Origin of the sequence: Candidatus Kapaibacterium thiocyanatum, from assembly GCA_001899175.1 — a bacterium.
Taxonomy (GTDB): domain Bacteria; phylum Bacteroidota; class Ignavibacteria; order Kapaibacteriales; family Kapaibacteriaceae; genus Kapaibacterium; species Kapaibacterium thiocyanatum.
The window spans coordinates 38,801-57,152 of sequence record MKVH01000024.1 but is presented as its reverse complement, the minus strand read 5'-3'; the positions used below and the strand labels follow the sequence as shown (position 1 = coordinate 57,152).

General features: G+C 59.9%; 16 protein-coding genes. 4 read left to right on the top strand and 12 right to left on the bottom strand.

Annotated elements, in window-relative coordinates; all coding sequences use genetic code 11:
* Nucleotides 1–64: 64 nt before the first annotated feature.
* The 9 genes from BGO89_08865 to BGO89_08825 all read right to left on the bottom strand — a co-directional run bounded on the left by BGO89_08865 (nucleotide 65) and on the right by BGO89_08825 (nucleotide 7,952).
* Nucleotides 65–604, bottom strand: coding sequence for a glutathione peroxidase (locus BGO89_08865; protein OJX56649.1), 540 nt, complete (start codon nucleotides 602–604; stop codon nucleotides 65–67).
* A gap of 20 nt (nucleotides 605–624) precedes the next feature.
* A complete protein-coding gene (locus BGO89_08860) occupies nucleotides 625–1,212 on the bottom strand; it encodes a hypothetical protein (GenBank protein ID OJX57327.1) in 588 nt (195 codons plus the stop codon).
* Entirely contained in the window at nucleotides 1,202–2,260 is a 1,059-nt protein-coding gene (locus tag BGO89_08855; GenBank protein OJX56648.1) for a hypothetical protein, read from the bottom strand. Before BGO89_08855 ends, BGO89_08860 begins: the two co-directional genes overlap by 11 nt.
* A complete protein-coding gene (locus BGO89_08850; GenBank protein ID OJX56647.1) occupies nucleotides 2,257–3,063 on the bottom strand; it encodes a tRNA threonylcarbamoyladenosine dehydratase in 807 nt (268 codons plus the stop codon). Before BGO89_08850 ends, BGO89_08855 begins: the two co-directional genes overlap by 4 nt.
* 146 nt (nucleotides 3,064–3,209) lie before the next feature.
* On the bottom strand, nucleotides 3,210–3,878 hold the full coding sequence (locus tag BGO89_08845; protein ID OJX56646.1) for a hypothetical protein: 669 nt from the start codon (nucleotides 3,876–3,878) through the stop codon (nucleotides 3,210–3,212).
* Between the two features lie 150 nt (nucleotides 3,879–4,028).
* On the bottom strand, nucleotides 4,029–5,657 hold the full coding sequence (locus BGO89_08840) for a chaperonin GroL (GenBank protein OJX56645.1): 1,629 nt from the start codon (nucleotides 5,655–5,657) through the stop codon (nucleotides 4,029–4,031).
* Nucleotides 5,658–5,674: 17 nt separating this feature from the next.
* On the bottom strand, nucleotides 5,675–5,962 hold the full coding sequence (locus tag BGO89_08835; protein OJX56644.1) for a co-chaperone GroES: 288 nt from the start codon (nucleotides 5,960–5,962) through the stop codon (nucleotides 5,675–5,677).
* A 328-nt stretch (nucleotides 5,963–6,290) separates the two neighbouring features.
* Complete coding sequence (locus BGO89_08830; GenBank protein ID OJX56643.1) at nucleotides 6,291–7,070, bottom strand: ABC transporter permease; 780 nt, start codon at nucleotides 7,068–7,070, stop codon at nucleotides 6,291–6,293.
* Between the two features lie 141 nt (nucleotides 7,071–7,211).
* Complete coding sequence (locus tag BGO89_08825) at nucleotides 7,212–7,952, bottom strand: hypothetical protein (GenBank protein OJX56642.1); 741 nt, start codon at nucleotides 7,950–7,952, stop codon at nucleotides 7,212–7,214.
* Between the two features lie 142 nt (nucleotides 7,953–8,094).
* On the opposite strand from BGO89_08825, the gene BGO89_08820 reads away from it, so the two are divergent.
* Nucleotides 8,095–10,236: a hypothetical protein gene (locus BGO89_08820; GenBank protein ID OJX56641.1), complete on the top strand. Its 2,142-nt coding sequence runs from the start codon at nucleotides 8,095–8,097 to the stop codon at nucleotides 10,234–10,236.
* A gap of 102 nt (nucleotides 10,237–10,338) precedes the next feature.
* Complete coding sequence (locus BGO89_08815; protein OJX56640.1) at nucleotides 10,339–13,719, top strand: hypothetical protein; 3,381 nt, start codon at nucleotides 10,339–10,341, stop codon at nucleotides 13,717–13,719.
* 102 nt (nucleotides 13,720–13,821) lie between these two features.
* Here the strand turns inward: BGO89_08815 and BGO89_08810 are convergent, their stop codons facing one another.
* Both BGO89_08810 and BGO89_08805 read right to left on the bottom strand, forming a co-directional pair.
* Complete coding sequence (locus BGO89_08810; protein OJX56639.1) at nucleotides 13,822–14,520, bottom strand: hypothetical protein; 699 nt, start codon at nucleotides 14,518–14,520, stop codon at nucleotides 13,822–13,824.
* Nucleotides 14,520–14,963 (bottom strand): hypothetical protein, encoded by a 444-nt coding sequence (locus BGO89_08805; protein ID OJX56638.1) that lies wholly within the window; start codon nucleotides 14,961–14,963, stop codon nucleotides 14,520–14,522. The genes BGO89_08810 and BGO89_08805 overlap by 1 nt, the downstream gene beginning before the upstream one ends.
* 145 nt (nucleotides 14,964–15,108) lie before the next feature.
* Between BGO89_08805 and BGO89_08800 the strand changes: the two genes are divergently transcribed.
* Together BGO89_08800 and BGO89_08795 are read left to right on the top strand one after the other, a co-directional pair.
* A complete protein-coding gene (locus tag BGO89_08800) occupies nucleotides 15,109–16,356 on the top strand; it encodes a carboxylate-amine ligase (GenBank protein OJX56637.1) in 1,248 nt (415 codons plus the stop codon).
* A gap of 111 nt (nucleotides 16,357–16,467) precedes the next feature.
* Nucleotides 16,468–17,865, top strand: a complete 1,398-nt coding sequence (locus BGO89_08795; protein ID OJX57326.1) for a peptidase S10 — start codon at nucleotides 16,468–16,470, stop codon at nucleotides 17,863–17,865.
* A gap of 15 nt (nucleotides 17,866–17,880) precedes the next feature.
* Here BGO89_08795 and BGO89_08790 read toward each other — a convergent pair whose 3' ends face one another.
* Entirely contained in the window at nucleotides 17,881–18,330 is a 450-nt protein-coding gene (locus BGO89_08790) for a hypothetical protein (GenBank protein ID OJX57325.1), read from the bottom strand.
* Nucleotides 18,331–18,352 lie beyond the last annotated feature (22 nt).

Genomic DNA, 18,352 nt, shown 5'->3' with positions numbered 1-18,352 from the left:
GCGAGGACGAGACAGCATGAGAGGGACAGAAGACGCTTCGCGGCATTCGGGACGATTCGATGCATCAGAGTGCCTTCTCGATATCACGCAGGACTTCTTCGCTCATGGGATCGACGTCGCTCTTGTAGCGGTGGATGATGCGCCCGTCCTTGCCGACGAGGAACTTCTCGAAGTTCCAGTCGATCTCGCCGGCCAGAGCGGGATTACCGCCACCGCTCGTGAGGAAGGCATAGAGCGGAGCCTTGTGCTCGCCCTTCACCGTGATCTTCGAGAACATCGGGAAGGTCACGTCGTACGTGGTCGAACAGAACGTAGCGATCTCCTTGTCCGTTCCCGGCTCCTGTGCTCCGAAGTCGTTCGCGGGGAAGCCGGCGACGACCAGCCCGCGATCCTTGTATTTGCGATACAGTGCTTCGAGCGGCTTGTATTGCTTGGTGTAGCCGCAGAATGAGGCGACGTTGACGACGAGAACGACCTTGCCCTTGTACGAAGCGAGTGCCGTTTCCTTGCCGTCGATGTCCTTCATGGTGAAATCGTGCAGTGACTGTGCAGACATGGCTGTGATTCCGACGATCAATGTAACGAGAATGATTATCGCTTTCATGGGATGCTCCGTTGGTATCGTCAACGCTGGTCGAGACGCATGGGTGCAGCAGGCTTCTTCGCCGCGACGAAGACGACGGGCGGTTTGCCCTGCTGGTTGATGAAGGATGTTTCGATGCACGTGACGCCGGACTGCTCCCACGACGAGAACATGGCTCGGCACATGTCGAGCTCGCGCTCGCCTTCCTGATGACGATAGCAGACAACCGTCAGCACGCCGTCGTCGGCAAGGAGTGCCAATGCGGCATCGAGCGCGGCACGCGTCGTATCGGCCATCGTCGTGATCTCCTTGTCCCCACCGGGAAGATAGCCGAGATTGAACGTCACGGCCCGTACCTGTCCCCGATGCGAGGCATCGACATGCTCGCGCATCGTCTCGTGTCCGGCCAGTACGAGACGCGCATCGACGGGCAGGCCAGGCAGACGGACAGCCGTGACGTCGAGCGCCGTCTGCTGGACGTCGAAGCAATAGAGCGTACCGGTACCGATGCACGATGCCATCACCGCCGCATCCCATCCGTTTCCGGCCGTGGCGTCCACGACGATATCGCCGCCGCGGAGATGGGTGCGAAGCAGGGCATGGACATAGCTTACGGCATTATCGAACATCATGATTCCACCATCGAAGTACTGTTGTTTCAGGATGAAGAGCTTCACCCAGCACGAGGTGTCGGGCGAGCTGACGTGCAAAGTACGGCGCAAGGAGTGAACCCTTCGTACCCAGGCCGTTCATGATCGCGTGACATGGCCGTTCCGGATGTCGTCCGAGGAACGGACGCTTGCTCTTGGCCGCCGGCCTGATACCTGCGCGTTGATCGTGGACGACGATGTCGCGTCCGAACAGGTCCCGGGCATCGTCCAGCAGCGCCCTTCGCGCCGCGTCCGTGGCATCGACGTCGAGGTGATCCCAGTCATAGGTCGAACCGATGCGATAGCGATATGCTCCGTTCCTGTCCGGCACGCACCATATTCCCGACGATACGATGTAGGGAACGTCGAAACCGGGAATCTCCACGTCGAGGATCTCGCCCTTGACGGGCTCGAGCGGCAACCAGGACCAGAGCGGATGCCGCAGCATCGAATGGCCTTCGCACCATATCACCGTATCGAAGGATCGTCCGTTCCAGACGACGGTATCACCGTGCTCGACGACCTCTTCGGGAGATACCATCGCCTGGATATACGCTTCGGTATCGATCAATCTCTTCCGCCCGGCATCAAGCAGTGCGGGAATATCGACGGCAGCGGCTTCGTGTTGTTCGTAGCCACCGAATGGATATCGTATACCGTCATGAACGCCGGCCTCCATCGCTTCGAGCGTCATCCATGCACGTTCGGGGTCATCCCGACGTTTCCCGAACCACATCAGCGATTCCTGGTCGCGGAAGACGCGGCGGAGACGCAATGGGCGAAAGACATCGATTCCGAAGTCCTGTTCGAGACGTCGGTATTCGCGGACGGCATCGTGCCAGAGCAGTTCGCCTTCCCACGTGGGCTTGAGTCGCTTTCCCGTCAACGGATTGATGATACCGGCCGCAACTCTCGACGCACTCGACGCATCGGCCGCATCCACCGCCGTCACGACGGCGCCCGCTTCCTGCAGACTGCGTACGAGCCAGGCTCCCGCGAGACCGTAGCCGATGACGAGAACGTTCATTGTCCGTTCGTTCCATCAGGCACGACGTCCTTCACCTCGACGTCCGCCGAGAGGCCCCGGATGACGACGCTGGCACAAGCACCACCGAAGGCGGCGGGGAGATAGGATACCGTCCCGAACGCGGACTTCTTGAAGTTCAGACCATCGGTGAACATGAGCGATTCCTCCACGACGGGTTCGATGGAATAGACGGCGGAGATACCGTCGTTCACGCCCTTGCGGCGTAGCCGCTTGCGCACGTATCGTGCGAGATTGCATTTCTCCGTCGCCGAGATATCGGCCACGCGGATCTTCGTCGGATCCAGCTTCCCGCCCGCTCCCATGGCGCTCACGATGCGCATGCCCTTGGCATGGGCCCCTGCGAGCAACCATATCTTCGGCGTCAGCGAATCGATGGCATCGACGATGAAGTCGTATCGCGCGGCGAGCAGACGATCGATGCGCGATGGCGTGATGAACTCCCTGACGGCGACGAGACGGATGTCCGGATTGATGGCGCGCAGGCGGTCGCGCATGACTTCGACCTTGTACTGCCCCTCCGTCTCCACCGTCGCAGGCAGTTGCCTGTTCCGGTTGCTCGGTTCGATCACGTCTCCGTCGACGATCGTCATACGACCCACACCGGCGCGGGCGATGAATTCGGCGGCATAGGAGCCGACGCCGCCCATGCCTACGACGAGGACATGGGCACGCTGCATACGGTCGACCGGATCGTCGCCGAGCAGAAGGCGGGTACGGGATGTCCAGGACGAGTCTCTCGTCGCATGGATACGGTCGCGATAGTCATTGGCTGGATTGAGCATGGCGGACAAAAATCGCCAATTCCCGAGACCCGGGCGTCGTCGACAACGGATCGATGTTCAGGAACAGTGACCGGCATGCGAAAGGAACCGGAAGTCGACGTCAACCCCTTGCCGGGGCATGCTCCATACGTCGGATCGTCGCCGTTTCACCGTACGGCAAGCTGCGGGAACAGGTGCCGTACCGTTCGCGTCGTCATGGCTTCGATGCCTTCCGGCGTCATGCCACGAAGCGTGGCGGCCGTCATGTAGATGTCTTCGATCGTTACGGAAGCGTCGTCGGTCTCCAGGAGAACCCGACCATGCGGGATACGGGCGATGGCTGCACGTGCAGGTGAGCGTTCCTTCAGCAGAGCCTCGCCGAACGACAGGTGGCATCCGGCATCGATCAATCTGTCCATCACGTCTCCCCCCTTGTTGAAGCCGTGAAGGATCCAGGGTTGCTCCACCTCGTTGTTTCGTCGCTCCTTGATGACCTCGTCGAACGCACGTACGCAGTGCACGACGAGGGGCTTGCCGAGTTCTTCGCTCAAGGCGATATGCCTGCGAAAGATCTCCATCTGCTCGTCCCATGGCGTGTCGACGTTACGGTCGAGCCCGGCCTCTCCTATCGCCACCACCGACGGCCGATGGGCGAGCATCACGCAACGTTCCCATGCCTTTTCGATATCGTCGTGCCGCGTCCACGGATGCATTCCCACACTGCATGGTGCCGTATCCGGCAGCGACGTCGTGCCTTCGTCCACCATCACGTTCAGGATGGAGACGACGTCGAGTCGTGCGGAGCGGTGGTGGGTATGGATGTCATAGAGGGGCATGGGGCAAAGATGCGACAGACGGGGCAATGATGTTCAGACTGTGTCGGTGATGACATGCACATCGAAGCCGTACACGTCTGTCCAAAACAAAAAAAGCGGAGCCGGTTTTCACCGGCCCCGCCATGATGACTCTATCTATCGACAGATCTCTTAGTACATGTCCATTCCGCCGCCGTGAGGCATGGCGGGCGCCTTTTCCTTCTCCGGACGTTCCACGATCGTGGCTTCCGTCGTGATGAGAAGGGAAGCGACCGACGCCGCGTTCTCGAGAGCGACGCGCGATACCTTCGTAGGATCGATCACACCGGCTTCGAGAAGATCTTCGTAGCGCTCGGCATAGGCGTTGAAGCCGTGGGCGCCGTCGCTCTCCTTGATCTTGTTCACGATGACCGATGCTTCGAGACCGGCGTTGTTCAGGATCTGGCGGATGGGCTCTTCGACGGCGCGGCGGATGATGTTGATACCCGTGCGCTGATCTTCATTCTCGGGCTTCAGGCCTTCGAGCTTGTGGATCGTGCGGAGGTAGGCGACGCCACCACCGGGTACGATACCTTCTTCGACGGCTGCGCGCGTTGCATGGAGTGCATCTTCCACGCGGGCCTTCTTCTCCTTCATCTCGACTTCCGTAGCGGCGCCGATCTTGAGGACGGCAACGCCACCGCTCAGCTTGGCCAGGCGCTCCTGGAGCTTTTCGCGATCGTAGTCGCTGGACGTCTTTTCGACCTGCGAACGGATTTCGCTGATACGCTTCTTGATATCATCGCTGGAGCCGGCACCTTCGACGATCGTCGTGTTGTCCTTGTCGATCGTCACGCGCTTGGCCGTACCCATGTTGGCGATGGTAGCGCTTTCGAGCTTGTAGCCCTTTTCTTCGGAGATGACCATACCGCCCGTGAGGATGGCGATGTCTTCGAGCATGGCCTTGCGGCGATCACCGAAGCCGGGAGCCTTGACGGCAGCGACGCGGATGGTGCCACGCAGACGGTTGACGACGAGCGTAGCGAGCGCTTCGCCTTCGATGTCCTCGGCGATGATGAGCAGGCCACGGCCGCTTTGTGCCGTCTTCTCGAGGATGGGGAGAAGATCCTTGATGGCCGAGATCTTCTTGTCGTGGATCAGGATGTAGGGGCTTTCCAGCGTGCATTCCATCGTGTCGGCATCCGTCACGAAGTAGGGCGACAGATAGCCGCGGTCGAACTGCATACCTTCGACGACGTCGACGTTCGTTTCCGTACCCTTGGCTTCTTCGACCGTGATCACGCCGTCCTTGCCGACTTTTTCCATGGCATCGGCGATGAGATTGCCGATCATGGGGTCGTTGTTGGCGGAGATGGTACCGACCTGGGCGATTTCCTTCTTGCCCGTGACCGGACGGCTCAGCTCGCGCAGACCTTCGTGGATGGCCGTCACCGCGAGGTCGATACCACGCTTGAGGTCCATCGGATTGGCGCCGGCCGTCACGTTCTTCAGACCTTCGTGTACGATGGCCTGTGCAAGAACGGTTGCCGTCGTCGTGCCGTCGCCGGCGATGTCGCTCGTCTTGGAAGCGACTTCACGAACCATGGAAGCGCCGAGGTTTTCCATCGGATCTTCCAGTTCGATTTCCTTCGCTACCGTTACGCCGTCCTTGGTGACGGTCGGCGAACCGAACTTCTTGTCGATCACGACGTTACGGCCCTTGGGACCGAGCGTGACCTTGACCGCGTCTGCAAGTTGATCCACGCCGCGCTTGAGCGCCGCACGTGCGTCAACATCGAAGGTTATGATCTTTGATGCCATGGTTATGATTCTCCTGATTACTTGATGATGGCGAAAATGTCCGACTCACGCATGATGAGGAAGTCCTCACCATCGATGCTGATCTCCGTGCCGGCATACTTGCCGTAGAGGATCTTGTCGCCCTTCTTGACCTGCAGCGGCGACGTGCTTCCATCGTCGAGAATCTTGCCGTTGCCTACGGCGACGATCTCGCCCTGCATCGGCTTTTCCTTGGCCGTATCGGGAATGATGATGCCACCCTTGGTGGTTTCTTCGGGTTGTGCTGCTTTCACGATCACGCGATCGTGGAGGGGCGTAAGATTCATGACATACCTCGGAATGAAATTGATTGGGGGACGTGGATGCGACGTGATACTCGCCTGCCGAACGATCGGTCCGGACGATCCCGATCGTCGATTCTCATCGCCGTCGGAATCCTTCCGTCTTCGTCCGTCATGTCGTCATTTCGTGACGACCGTTCGGTCGATCGTGGCCAGTGGACGATCTGTTAGCACTCTTCGTGTAGGAGTGCTATCCTCTCGAACGATGCGAAAATATGGGCGCCCATGCGGGCGATCAAGTGAAAGTTTGGCAATCGATCCGCCAGTATGACTGCATTCATGCCATGTTGTCATCCCAGGCGATCGTCCCCGATCAGAAGATGACACCGAACAGGGCGTCGATGATGAGGATACTCGCCGCGGAGATCGTGAACGCGCGGACCGTGCTCTGGCCTACTCCTTCGGCGCCACCTTCCGTCTGGAAGCCCACATGGCAGCCGATGAGAGCGGTGAATCCGCCGAAGACGAAGCTCTTCGTGATACCCAGCGTGATTTCGGACACGGCGAAGAACGTCTTGATCGAATTGAAGAACATGGCGACGGTGAACTCGAACTTGAAGCTCGTGAGCACGTAGGCGCCGACGAGGGCCACGATGTTCGAGAACACGGCCAGGACGGGCATCATGGTGATGGCGGCGAAGACGCGCGGCATGCCCAGATACCGGTCCTTGTCGATGGCCATCATCTCCAGCGCATCGATTTGCTCGCTCACCTTCATCGTGCCGATCTGCGCCGCGATGGCGCCACCGACGCGGCCGGCGATGACGAGAGCCGTCAGCACCGGTGTAAGCTCCGTGAAGACGACCGTGGCGATCGACCCGCCGATGAACGGCCGGGCGATCCCGATGAGATTGAACTTCGCGAAGAGATTCGTGGCCTGCAGGGCGGCGATAGCCCCGGTGAAAGCTCCGACCAGGACGACGAGCGGCAGGGAATCCGATCCTACGATCTTCATCTGATCCAGCACCAGCCCCCTATCCTTGAATACACGCGGGAAATACCTCACGATTCCCATCAACAGAAGCACGACCTGCCCCACCTCGGCGAACAGATTGGTCATCATCCGCCCGAATCTGGCAACCAGAGTTATCATAAATGTCCATAACGTGTATATTGTCGCCGCATACTTACAAAAGTAACGCCCGCCCACCTAATGGTGGACGGGCGCTCGTGAAAGTACTACAATCCGGTGCCGTTGTTAGAGGGGAACACTTTCACGTTCCCCGAGCGGATGTCATCCGCCATGTTTCTTGTGGCCATTTCCACGGCCGTGGTGATGGTCATCGTCATGATGATGGTGGCCATCGTCGTCGTCATCGTCTCCATCGTCATCGCCCTGGTTGCAGCGCGGCTTCACGGGGTGACCGCCACGACCCGACAACCATTCATCCAGCAATGTCAACTGACGTTCCGTCAGGATCGCGCGGAATGCCGTGAAGAACTCGTCGCGGCACGTCTTCAGTGCTTCCCAAGCCACGGCGATCGCCGGGTTGTCGATCAGCGCCTGCATCGTGCTGTCGTTCAATGCACGCATCCGTTCGCGAGCCGTCGCCGTGTCTATCGATCCAGCCGAAAGGCTGTCGATGATGACCTGGCGTGCCGCCTTCGCCGAATCGAGGATCGCCTTCTCCGAATCACGCAGCGCCGTGATGGCCGACCGTACGCAATCTTCATGCGAAGAAAGCAGGGTCTTGACCTGTACGGTCTGCGACGAATCGAGACGCATCCTGCGGAGGACATCTCCGAACATCAAACGACGAACCGAGGCAGCGGGAACCTTGATACGCATTTCCACCTCGATCGAGGCTCCTTCATACGTAGAGCCGCTCATATCGGGATCGGGAAGCGTCGCGGAAACCAGGTTGTCGTTATCGTCAACCGGGCCTGTCGTATCACGCATACAACCGGTGATACCGACACTCACCATCCCAATGATCAGCAGCGTCATCATTACACTGCGCAGATTGCCCATCATCGCACTCTCCTGTGAAAAACCTGAAAGATTTGTGCATCAGCTTCGATGCGGATGCTTTCAAGTCATACCAGCGAGCCCTGCTTCTTGTTTCCACCAGAGCCAATCCATGAACGGATCTGGTAAAAAAATCGTTATTTCCGGCATGGAACATTTTTCCGTTTCGCGTCTGTCCTTGTTTCCCGCCCTGGTGTCGGTGATGCTTTCTTTATCCGCATCCGCCGATGCCCAGACGACGAGGGACTTCATCGTTCCACTGGAGGCCCGGAGAACTTCCGATTCGACCTTCGACCTTCGATGGACGTCGGACAAGGACGCCACATTCTATCGTGTCTGGTTGAAGACACCCGAAGCGGCCTCATGGTCCCACATCGATTCGTTGAAGGGCGATCAGCGCTCGTTGTCGATCGTGCTGAATGAGCCTGTCATTGATGTCCGAATAGAAAAGAACGGTGCCCTGCCTGACGGGACGAGGCTTGCCGGAGACGGATATGTCCGACTCACGAGCAAGAATCCACCATCGTCGAGGTTGGTTACAAAAATTCTTGTCGTTACCGATGAAGGCGTCGAATCGCTCCTGAAGGAAGACGTGGACCGGTATCGCGAGGACCTCGTACGCGACGGCTGGGTCGTCGACACGACCGTCGTCCCCTCGGACCTGCTCGACGTCGATGCCCAGATGGTCCGGGACCGCATCATGCGCTCCTGGCGCGATACGTCGAAGGCACGGCTCACGCACGTCGTCCTCATCGGCGCCATTCCCGTTCCCTATAGTGGGGGATTCGTCTCCAACGGTACACCACAGCCGCCGGACGGCCATCCTGAACACGGTGGCGCCTGGCCGAGCAATGCCTATTACGCCGACATGGAGACGTCGGCGGGTGTCGATGCGGACTACCAATGGACGGATCAGACGATCAACCTGACTGCTCCGGGCCGCCCGCAGAACCGCAATATTCCGGGCGACGGCAAGTTCGACCAGAGCATGATTCCGACCGATCTCGAGCTCTGCGTCGGACGGGTCGACATGCGCCGTCTGCCTGCCTTCGGAACGAAGGACGGCGACCGCACCGTCGAGCTCGCATTACTGAAACGTTATCTGGCGAAGAACCACCGGTATCGTACGAACGACGTTTCCATACGGCCCATCGCCATCATCGACGATGCGTTCGGTCCGTTCACGAATACGATCAACTCCTATCTGACGGCCGAGATCTTCGCAGGCAGTGGCTGGAGATCCTATTCGGCACTCGTCGGAGCCGATAGCGTCTTCGCCGGCGATTTCGTACACGATACCATGAATCCGGGAAAACCTGCGCTAGACACCATGTCCGCCCTCTTCTCGTACGGCTGTGGCGGCGGTGGCTACGAGCACTGCACGGGCGTGATCACGACGACCGAATTCGCGGCGAACACGTTCAACTCCGTCTTCCTCATGATGCTCGGCAGTTATTTCGGCGATTGGGACGCCGAAGACAATCTCATGCGCAGTGCACTGGCATCCGAGGGATCCATCCTCACCTGCGGATGGTCGGGGCGCCCGCACTGGTTCCTCCATCCCATGGGAGCAGGCGCGACGTTCGGCGAATGCGGCCGCATGGCGGCGAACAACGACGGCACGTATCGCAGTGGCATCGCCATCAACCTCAACACCCCGTCGCAAACCTTCGGGCTGAGCTTCGCCCTCCGTGGCATACAGATCAATACGCTCGGCGACCCCACCCTGCGCATGCCCGCACCGGCATTGACGACGCTACTCTCCGTCAGCGAGGAGAACGGCGTGACGATTCTGGAATGGGATAACGTTCCCACTGCCGAAGGCTTCATCGTGGAAGGTGCCGAACACGCGAAGGACGCATTCTCGGTCCTGCAGGACGTCCCAGCCACGACGGACGGATCGCGCATGTCGGTACGACTGGCACTTCCGTCCACAACGCGCGTCGTGCGCATCCGCCCCTACAGATCGTATTCCACGACTGCGACGTCCTACACCAACATCGGCTACGGCAGCATTGCGTATCGTGGAACGGCATCCGTCGCGGAAGCCCGGGCGACGCACGACGTCCGACTCCACTCCGACGCATCGTCGCTCATCGTGGCCACGGACATCGGGAACGCCACCGCGGCTATCGTACACGACCTGCGCGGCAACGTCGTGGAGACGATATCCCTTCATCAGGAAGGTGCGACGGCCTTCGGGCATTCCAGTCGTCTCGTCCCGGGATTCTACATCGTTACCGTCACCAACGGTACGAAGACATCGGCATCGACCATCGTCCATCGATGACCATGCCAGCCGGCCTGACCCGTCGGTGATTTCGTAACATTGCCCTCATTCCGTACTCATTGCAGGCGGACCGGGGATGATATCCATTTTCTCTTTTTCAGCATGAACAAAGCACTACTTCTTGCGGCCACGGCATTGGTGTGTCTTGTCGGCACCATCGCCGCTTCGGCCGGAACCGATTCATATGTCGTCGACCGCCCGGCATACACCCTGCCCAACGGCGTTACCATCCAGGCACGCTCGTATCGCATCGAGCGCCCGACACCCGGAACCTTCGTACCGGGCATCGTCATCGTCCAGACCCGCGCGAGCTACGGCGTCGGCAAGGGGGACCGCACACTTGCAGGCAGCCCGCTGAACCAGGCTCTCGCATCGTCGCGCGTACGCGACATCGGCTATGCGAGCTTCGAACCCGGTGCAGCACAGCTCAACAGCATGGAAGCACGGATGACGGGGTTGAACAGGCTCTACTCCGTCCGCTACGACGAACCCATCGAACCGTTCGATCTCTGCAAGCGGCTGATGTCGAATCCGGACGTCGAGTATGCCACGCCTCTGTTCATGCACAACCTCACCTTCACCCCGAACGACCCGCGATTCGTCCAGCAGGGCGCCCTTACCAGGCTCCGCGCCGCTCAGGCATGGGACGTCACGAAGGGCTCGCCCGACGTCCTGATCGCCATCATCGATTCGGGCACGGACTACGAGCACGAAGACCTCGCACCGAATATCTGGACGAACACGAAGGAGATTCCGAACAACAACGTCGATGACGACCAGAACGGCTACGTCGACGACGTCCGCGGATGGGACTTCGTCGGCAACGTCAGCTACAGCGACGTCATGAGTGGCATCCTTCGGCCGGACAACGATCCGAAGGTCCGCAGCGGCACCATGACGGACGTCCTTGCCCACGGCACGGCTACTGCCGGATGCGCATCGGCCGCCACCAACAACGGCAAGGGCATCGCCAGTGTGGGCTTCGGCTGCCGGATCATTCCCATCAAGTGCGGTTCGGACAATCCGCAGATCACGGCAATCCTGCAAGGCTATCAGGCCATCCGTTATGCGGCCGACCTCGGCGCCGACGTCATCAACTGTTCGTGGGGCGGCGCAGGCTCCGACCCTTCGGCACAAAGCGTGATCGACTACGCCGTCAGCAAGGGCGCCGTCGTCGTAGCCGCAACCGGCAATGTCGGTGCGAACATGGACGTCACGCCGTTCTTCCCGGCATCGGCACAGAACGTTCTGGCGGTAGGCTCGGTATCCGACAACGACATCCCAAGCGGCTTCTCCAACTACGGATGGGGAGCCACGACGTATGCTCCGGGTGAGAACGTCCTGAGTACCTATCCCGGCAACCAGTATCGCGGGCAGTCCGGCACATCCTTCTCCTGCCCTATCGTTTCGGGCATCTGCGGCCTGGTGAAGTCGGTACACCCCGACTGGACTCCGCTCCAGATCATCCAGCAGGTCCGCTCCACGAGTGACGTCATCTCCAGCGCGATCGATCGCCGCCAGCAGTTCTACGGCCGTGCCAATGCCGAGCGCGCAGTCAAGGTCAATGCATCATGGACGACGGGTGAACGCCTGCCAGGTCTCTACGTATCGGCCACCCAGGTGAGCCCCGGCGCAGCCATCACGTCGTACGACAACACGACGGTCCAGTTCACGCTCTCCAACGCTCTCGCCGACGCGCCCAATACAGTGGTCAGCATCCAGCCCTTCGATGTACGGACGCGGGTGATGTCGGGCACGGACGTCAACGTCGGCACGGTCGCCCACAACGGCACCGCCACCGGCTCCTTCACCGTCAAGCTCGCGGACAACTATCCGTGGTACGAAGACAACGCACGCTTCGGTCTTACGATCCGCAGCGGCAACTACGTCAACTACCATCTCATCGAGATTCCGGTCCGCCTCTCGACATCCAATTCCCAATCAATACTTCAGATGGCAGCCGAGTACGACTGGAATTCCATACGACTCACGGCCGATGGATCGCTGTGGGCTACGGGACGCTTCATCCAGGCGGGCGGCGTCCCCGTCTGGGTACGGGCAGGTAGCTCGGGCGGTACCAACCTCAACGCACTACCCTTCGTTCCGACGGCGATCGACGCCGTCGACGCATCCACTGCCTTCATCGGTGGCTCGGCATCGTCATCGACGACGATCATCTATACGACTTCGGGCGGGGCCGGCTGGGGTCAGACGAACGTCGGCAACATCGCTGCCAGCGTGGAGGGCATCCGCATGTACAATGCCAACGAGGGCATCTTCGTGGGCAATCCGGCGGGTTCGAAATTCGGTGTAGGACGTACGACGAACGGCGGCCAGACGTGGACGGAGTACGGAACGCGCCCGCAGGTCACGAACGGCGAGACCATCGTGCCGGGTAGCGTCTTCTTCCATGGCGACAGTTGCTGGTTCGCTTCCTCGACGAATCGTATCGTCCGCACCACGAACAAGGGCCAGGTCTGGGCTTCCGCACCGTTCGGCATTTCCGGCGCACGCATCGTGTCGCTCGCCTTCCGCGACGGCAAGAACGGTATCGCACTCTATCGCACGTCGTCCAGCACCGACGCACCCTATCGTTTCGCCGCGAGCACCGATGCGGGACAGACCTGGAAGGCCACGCAGTTCTATCCCTCGACGCTGGGCTTCGTACCGGTCGGCGTGATGAGTCCGGGCGGCCATCACGTTCTTCTCGGTAACGGCGGTGAAGTCTTCGGAAGCGACGACAATGGCGCTTCATGGCAGCCCATTCTCTCCCGCCCTGCGGGATGGGTCACCTACGGTACGGCTACCGTGGCCGGCGCACGTCCTACCATCGTCATGGCCGGCCAGGGTCTCTCGATGCTCCAGTATCGGTACTCGGGGCCGAACGGTTCGCGCATCCTGGCCTTCAACAGCAACACCCTCGACCTCGGGGATCTGAATCCGGGGCAGACGCGTGTACGCTATGCGCAGATCCATAGCAGTGGTGAAAGTGCCGTGCGGATCGACAGTACGGTCATCTCGATCGAGAACGGTCCTGCGGATGGCCTCGTCGTGGCCGTCGGCCCCGGCTCCATCATCGAACCCGGCGCGAGCAAGCAGGTTGGCGTACGTCTCACGGCGTCGGATACCGGCACCTATCGCGGCACGCTCAGGATCTTCAGCAATGCCGCTGCGCCCATCATCTCCATCCCGGTTACCGGACGCGTCCAGGCCGCAGTATCGGTGGAAGAGGATGCCGTCGCCGGTATCATCAGCGTCGCACCCAATCCGGCTGCCGACGTGGTGACGATCCGCACCGGCATCGGCGCGACGCTCACGCTGCAACTCGTCGACACCCGCGGCGCGATCGTACGCAACGTCAGATCCAGCGCGGCCGACGGCCATCATCGCCTCGACGTCTCCGATCTCGCACCCGGCATGTATCGCCTCGTGATCACGGGTGGCCCGTCGATCCGCACCGTCCCGCTCGTACTCACGAGATAAGGAATGGTGGCAGCGCGCCACCGATGATCCGTACAAATCGGAACGCAAAAAGGGCAGCCCTCATCGGACTGCCCTTTTTCTTTGTCGATTCGTTCGATGCGATCAGCCGAAGGACGATCGCGACATGTCCAGCCCGCCGTTCGCACTGCGGCGACGGCGGTTACGGACCCATACGTAGACGATGAAGGCGACGCCTCCTATGACCAGAACCGTGAAGAACAGCGTTCCCCACTGGAACGTCCCCGGATAGGCGCTCACCGTACCGTCGGGATTCGCGACCGTATAAGGGCGGCTGTAGTAATAGGCCGGATGGAAGGGCATGCTGTAGTACCACGGCACACTGCCCATCAGATAGCCCATCATGAAACCGTCGCCCATACCGCCGTAGCGATTGACCACGTAGTTCGTTCTGCCACCGCCACCCGACGAGAACGTCGCGCGCTCCGTCTTGCGGGGAATACCGTAGCGGCTGGTATAGTCACTGGACGTGCTCAGACGCGAACCGCCGAACGAGTTGCGCTGTACGGACGGCGAGGATTGGGCCCGGGGAACCGACGACGTCCGTCCGCCCGATCCCGAATAGGGACTGGTCGACGGCGACGAGCGTCGCGAACCGAAACTGCCGCCACCACTGCGGGAACCGAAGCTTCCCCCACCGCGTGATGGCGAGGAGTAGGAGCGGCTCGAGCGGCTTCCACCGAAGCTGCCGCCGCGTCGTTGTGCGTCGAGGTCGGCCGGTATGAGCATCACCAGGATGGCGACGAGCATGGCCGTCAGTGATATGCGTTGCAGAACCTTCATCAGAATACTCCTTCGGTCGAGAGCGAGTCATCATCGTTGCGATAAGTGATTTCGGCCTTGAATTCCGGCCTGGAGCCTTGAGACGTTTGTGCGGGGGCCTTCATGTGGAGGAAGAGGCTGACGATGCCACCTTGCTCCTCGTCGTTGATATAGACGAAGGTATTGTTGATGTCGCCGTCGCTCCGGATCGTGATCAGGCGCAGTTGCGCCGCTTCCTCTTCCGTGAAGGTGGGCTCCATCGTCTGCACGTTGTCCAGCAGATCCACGAAGATCTGCTTCGTATAGAGCTGTTCGTCCGTTCCCTGATATTGGACAACGGCATCGAACGTACCGTTCTCGTCCAGATTCAGCATGATTTCACGTACGCCCCGGAGCTGGTCACCGTTGTAGTAGACGGCGGTTTTCTCGATGCGTCCGTTGCTTTCGATGGAGAATTCGGGCATGGTCTGTCACACGAAACGTGGTTGGAAATGGTCCCGCAAAGTTAGCCGAAAGGCCGAGCATTGAACGGAAGTCGGGACATGAAGTTTCGCTGGCATATGCGGTTCGCCGCTTGAGTATATTGCCGACTGCATTACCGGAGGTTGCATGGAAGATCCCGCAGTCACGTACGACGCAACGGACAATCCGTATGCTCGTCCGAGTTTCACGCTTGGCATCGAAGAAGAGTACATGGTGCTCGATCCTACCACGTACGATCTGCGATCCCATGTCAACCTCGAATTGCTGTCGAAAGGACGCCTTCTCCTGCACGAACACATCAAGCCGGAAATGCACGGCTCGATGCTGGAAATCGGCACAGGGATCTGCAGGAACGTGAAGGAGGCCCATTTCGAGGTCACGAAGATCCGTTCCATCGTCGCCCATCTCGCACGGCAGAACGGACTCCTCATCGGCGCCGCCAGTACGCATCCCTTCGCGCACTGGGAAGACCAGGATATCTATCCCGACGATCGCTACCGCATCCTGATCGAAGACATGCAGATGCTCGCGCGATCACTCCTGATCTTCGGCATGCACATCCACATCGGTATCGAGAACCGCGAAGTCCAGATACAGATCATGAACGAGATGCGGTACTTCATGCCGCACATCCTGGCGATCTCCACGAATTCGCCCTTCTGGGAAGGCGTCAATACCGGTCTCAAGAGCTTCCGTTCGAAGATCTTCGAACGCTTCCCCAGGACCGGCCTGCCGGATCGCCTTGCGGGCTGGAGCGAATACACGCAGTACGTGAACCTGCTCGTCAAGACCGGCTCCATCGACAATGCGAAGAAGATCTGGTGGGACATCCGTCCACATCCGTTCTTCCCGACGCTCGAAGTACGTATCTGCGACCTGCCGATGCGCATCGAGGAAACGATCGCCATCGCTGCACTCTGCCAGGCCCTGGCGGCCAAGCTCTATTCGCTCTATGCCAAGAACCTGTCCTTCCGCCAGTACCGCCGTTCCCTGCTGATGGAGAACAAGTGGCGGGCCGTACGCTACGGTCTCGATGGAAAACTGATCGACTGGGGACGTCAGAAGGAACTTCCGGCACGCGACTTGATACGCGAACTGCTCGACTTCGTGGACGACGTCGTGGATGAACTCGGCTCACGACAGGAAATAGAATACATCCATCATATCCTCGAAACCGGGTCCGGCGCGGATCGCCAGATCAAGGTCTTCAACGAAACCGGCAGCATCCAGGAAGTCGTCCGCTACATCCAGCGGGAAACGACGAACGGACTGATCGAAGACGTGACGCCCTTCCTGAGCGGGATACAGCCGCCGTCGGACGAGGCGATGCAGGAAAAGATTCTCTCCATCAGATCGGAAAACTCACCCAAATAACGGCTCTGCTCCATGCGTTCGCTCAAGTCCCTTCTCATATTCGCTTCCTTCGTCATCTCCATCGGTAGTGCATCCGCAGCGGACTCCACGTCGAAGACCACACCGCAGATCATCCAGCCGCCCGTCACGACGCGGCACGAGATCACCATCGGCGGTCAGCGCGTGCAGTACGATGCCACTGCAGGCCATCTGTCGTTGACGCAGGAAGACGGTACCGAGCGCGCCCGCATCTTCTTCATCGCCTATACCAGGACGGGAACCACGGATCCCGCCACGCGCCCACTCACGTTCTCGTTCAACGGTGGCCCCGGCTCGTCGAGCGTATGGCTCCATATGGGCGTTCTCGGCCCTCGCCGCGTCCTGCTCAAGGACGACGGCAATGCCCTGCCCCCGCCGGGCAAGCTCGTCGACAACGACCAGTCATGGCTGGACATGACGGACCTCGTCTTCATCGATCCCGTCAGCACGGGGTATTCCCGCGCCGCGGTCGGAGACAAGGCGAAGGACTTCCATGGATACAATCAGGACATCGAATCGGTCGGCGATTTCATCCGCCGCTACGTTTCGGAATACAAGCGCTGGGCTTCTCCGAAGTATCTCATCGGCGAGAGCTACGGCACGACGCGCGCATCGGGATTGTCGGCACATCTGCAGCAGCGATACGGCATGTTCCTTAACGGTGTCATTCTTGTCAGTGCCGTGCTGAACTTCCAGACGCTGGACTTCGCCGAAGGCAACGACCTGCCGCCCAATCTCTTCCTGCCCAGCTACACCGCTGCCGCATGGTATCACAAGAAGCTCGGCGCCGATCTCCAGGCGAAGCCGCTCGCCGACGTCCTCAACGAAGTACGTGCATTCGCCACGGGAGACTACACCGTGGCCCTGATGAAGGGTGATGCCCTGCAGGGTACGGAACGCACTGCCGTCGTCGAGAAACTCGCGCGCTATACCGGGCTGTCGACGCAGTACATCGAGGCAACCGACCTCCGCGTCGTGATCTACCGCTTCTGTCAGGAACTCCTTCGCTCGAGCGGCCGCGTCATCGGAAGATTCGACGGACGGTATACGAATCCGCAGGTGAATCCCCTGAGCGAGTACATGGAAAACGATCCGAGCTACGCTCCTGCTGTACAGGGTTCGTATTCGACGCTCGTGAACGACTATCTCTCGCGTGAGCTGAACGTGCGTACGAATCTTCCCTACGAAGTCCTCACAGGCCGCGTCCATCCCTGGGACTATTCGAACGCCCAGAACGAGTATCTCAACGTGGCTCCCCGACTTCGCGACGCCATCGTCATGAATCCCGACCTGCGGATATGGGTGCTCAACGGCTACTACGATCTCGCCACACCGTTCTTCGCCACGGAACATACCTTCCGTCATCTCGGCCTGCCGTCGTCACTGCGTCCCAACATCGACATGACGTACTACGAGGGCGGTCACATGATGTATCTCATCAAGTCCGAACTGGTCAAGATGAAAGAGGACGCGAAGAAGTTCTACCGGTAACGGACCACAAACAATCTATTCTTCTTCATCCGTCATGCGGAGCTTGTCGATCACATCGGTCATCGCCTGGACCACACGTCGCTGAAATTTCAGAACGGTTTTCAGTTCGGATTCGCTGTATTCGCCAAGTACTGTTTCCCATGCCTCGAAGAACGGGCTGAAGGCGGCCATGACTTCCTCCTTCCGGCCCGGGACGGTCGTCACCACGACCTTGCGCCGATCGTCCGGATCGCGCATCCGCCGTGCCATACCGGCCTTTTCCAGCCGGTCGATGATCGTCGTCACCGCACCCGTCGTCAATCCGGTACGTACGGCCAGTTCACCGGCCGTCAGTTGTCCGTGTCTGTCGAGCAGATCACCGCATTTCCAGTCCGTCGCATTCAGTCCGAACTTCCGTGCGAACAACGTGTGCATGAGCACGGTCACGGTACTGAGTTCGCGCCCGGCATCCGAAAGTTCTTCCATCAGATCGGTGTTCGACACTGCT

Bases quoted from the DNA above. Each gene is read 5' to 3' on its own strand.
- BGO89_08865 (OJX56649.1), bottom strand. From the start codon at position 604: ATGAAAGCGATAATCATTCTCGTTACATTGATCGTCGGAATCACAGCC.
- BGO89_08860 (OJX57327.1), bottom strand. From the start codon at position 1,212: ATGTTCGATAATGCCGTAAGCTATGTCCATGCCCTGCTTCGCACCCAT.
- BGO89_08855 (OJX56648.1), bottom strand. From the start codon at position 2,260: ATGAACGTTCTCGTCATCGGCTACGGTCTCGCGGGAGCCTGGCTCGTA.
- BGO89_08850 (OJX56647.1), bottom strand. From the start codon at position 3,063: ATGCTCAATCCAGCCAATGACTATCGCGACCGTATCCATGCGACGAGA.
- BGO89_08845 (OJX56646.1), bottom strand. From the start codon at position 3,878: ATGCCCCTCTATGACATCCATACCCACCACCGCTCCGCACGACTCGAC.
- BGO89_08840 (OJX56645.1), bottom strand. From the start codon at position 5,657: ATGGCATCAAAGATCATAACCTTCGATGTTGACGCACGTGCGGCGCTC.
- BGO89_08835 (OJX56644.1), bottom strand. From the start codon at position 5,962: ATGAATCTTACGCCCCTCCACGATCGCGTGATCGTGAAAGCAGCACAA.
- BGO89_08830 (OJX56643.1), bottom strand. From the start codon at position 7,070: ATGATAACTCTGGTTGCCAGATTCGGGCGGATGATGACCAATCTGTTC.
- BGO89_08825 (OJX56642.1), bottom strand. From the start codon at position 7,952: ATGATGGGCAATCTGCGCAGTGTAATGATGACGCTGCTGATCATTGGG.
- BGO89_08820 (OJX56641.1), top strand. From the start codon at position 8,095: ATGGAACATTTTTCCGTTTCGCGTCTGTCCTTGTTTCCCGCCCTGGTG.
- BGO89_08815 (OJX56640.1), top strand. From the start codon at position 10,339: ATGAACAAAGCACTACTTCTTGCGGCCACGGCATTGGTGTGTCTTGTC.
- BGO89_08810 (OJX56639.1), bottom strand. From the start codon at position 14,520: ATGAAGGTTCTGCAACGCATATCACTGACGGCCATGCTCGTCGCCATC.
- BGO89_08805 (OJX56638.1), bottom strand. From the start codon at position 14,963: ATGCCCGAATTCTCCATCGAAAGCAACGGACGCATCGAGAAAACCGCC.
- BGO89_08800 (OJX56637.1), top strand. From the start codon at position 15,109: ATGGAAGATCCCGCAGTCACGTACGACGCAACGGACAATCCGTATGCT.
- BGO89_08790 (OJX57325.1), bottom strand. From the start codon at position 18,330: ATGGAAGAACTTTCGGATGCCGGGCGCGAACTCAGTACCGTGACCGTG.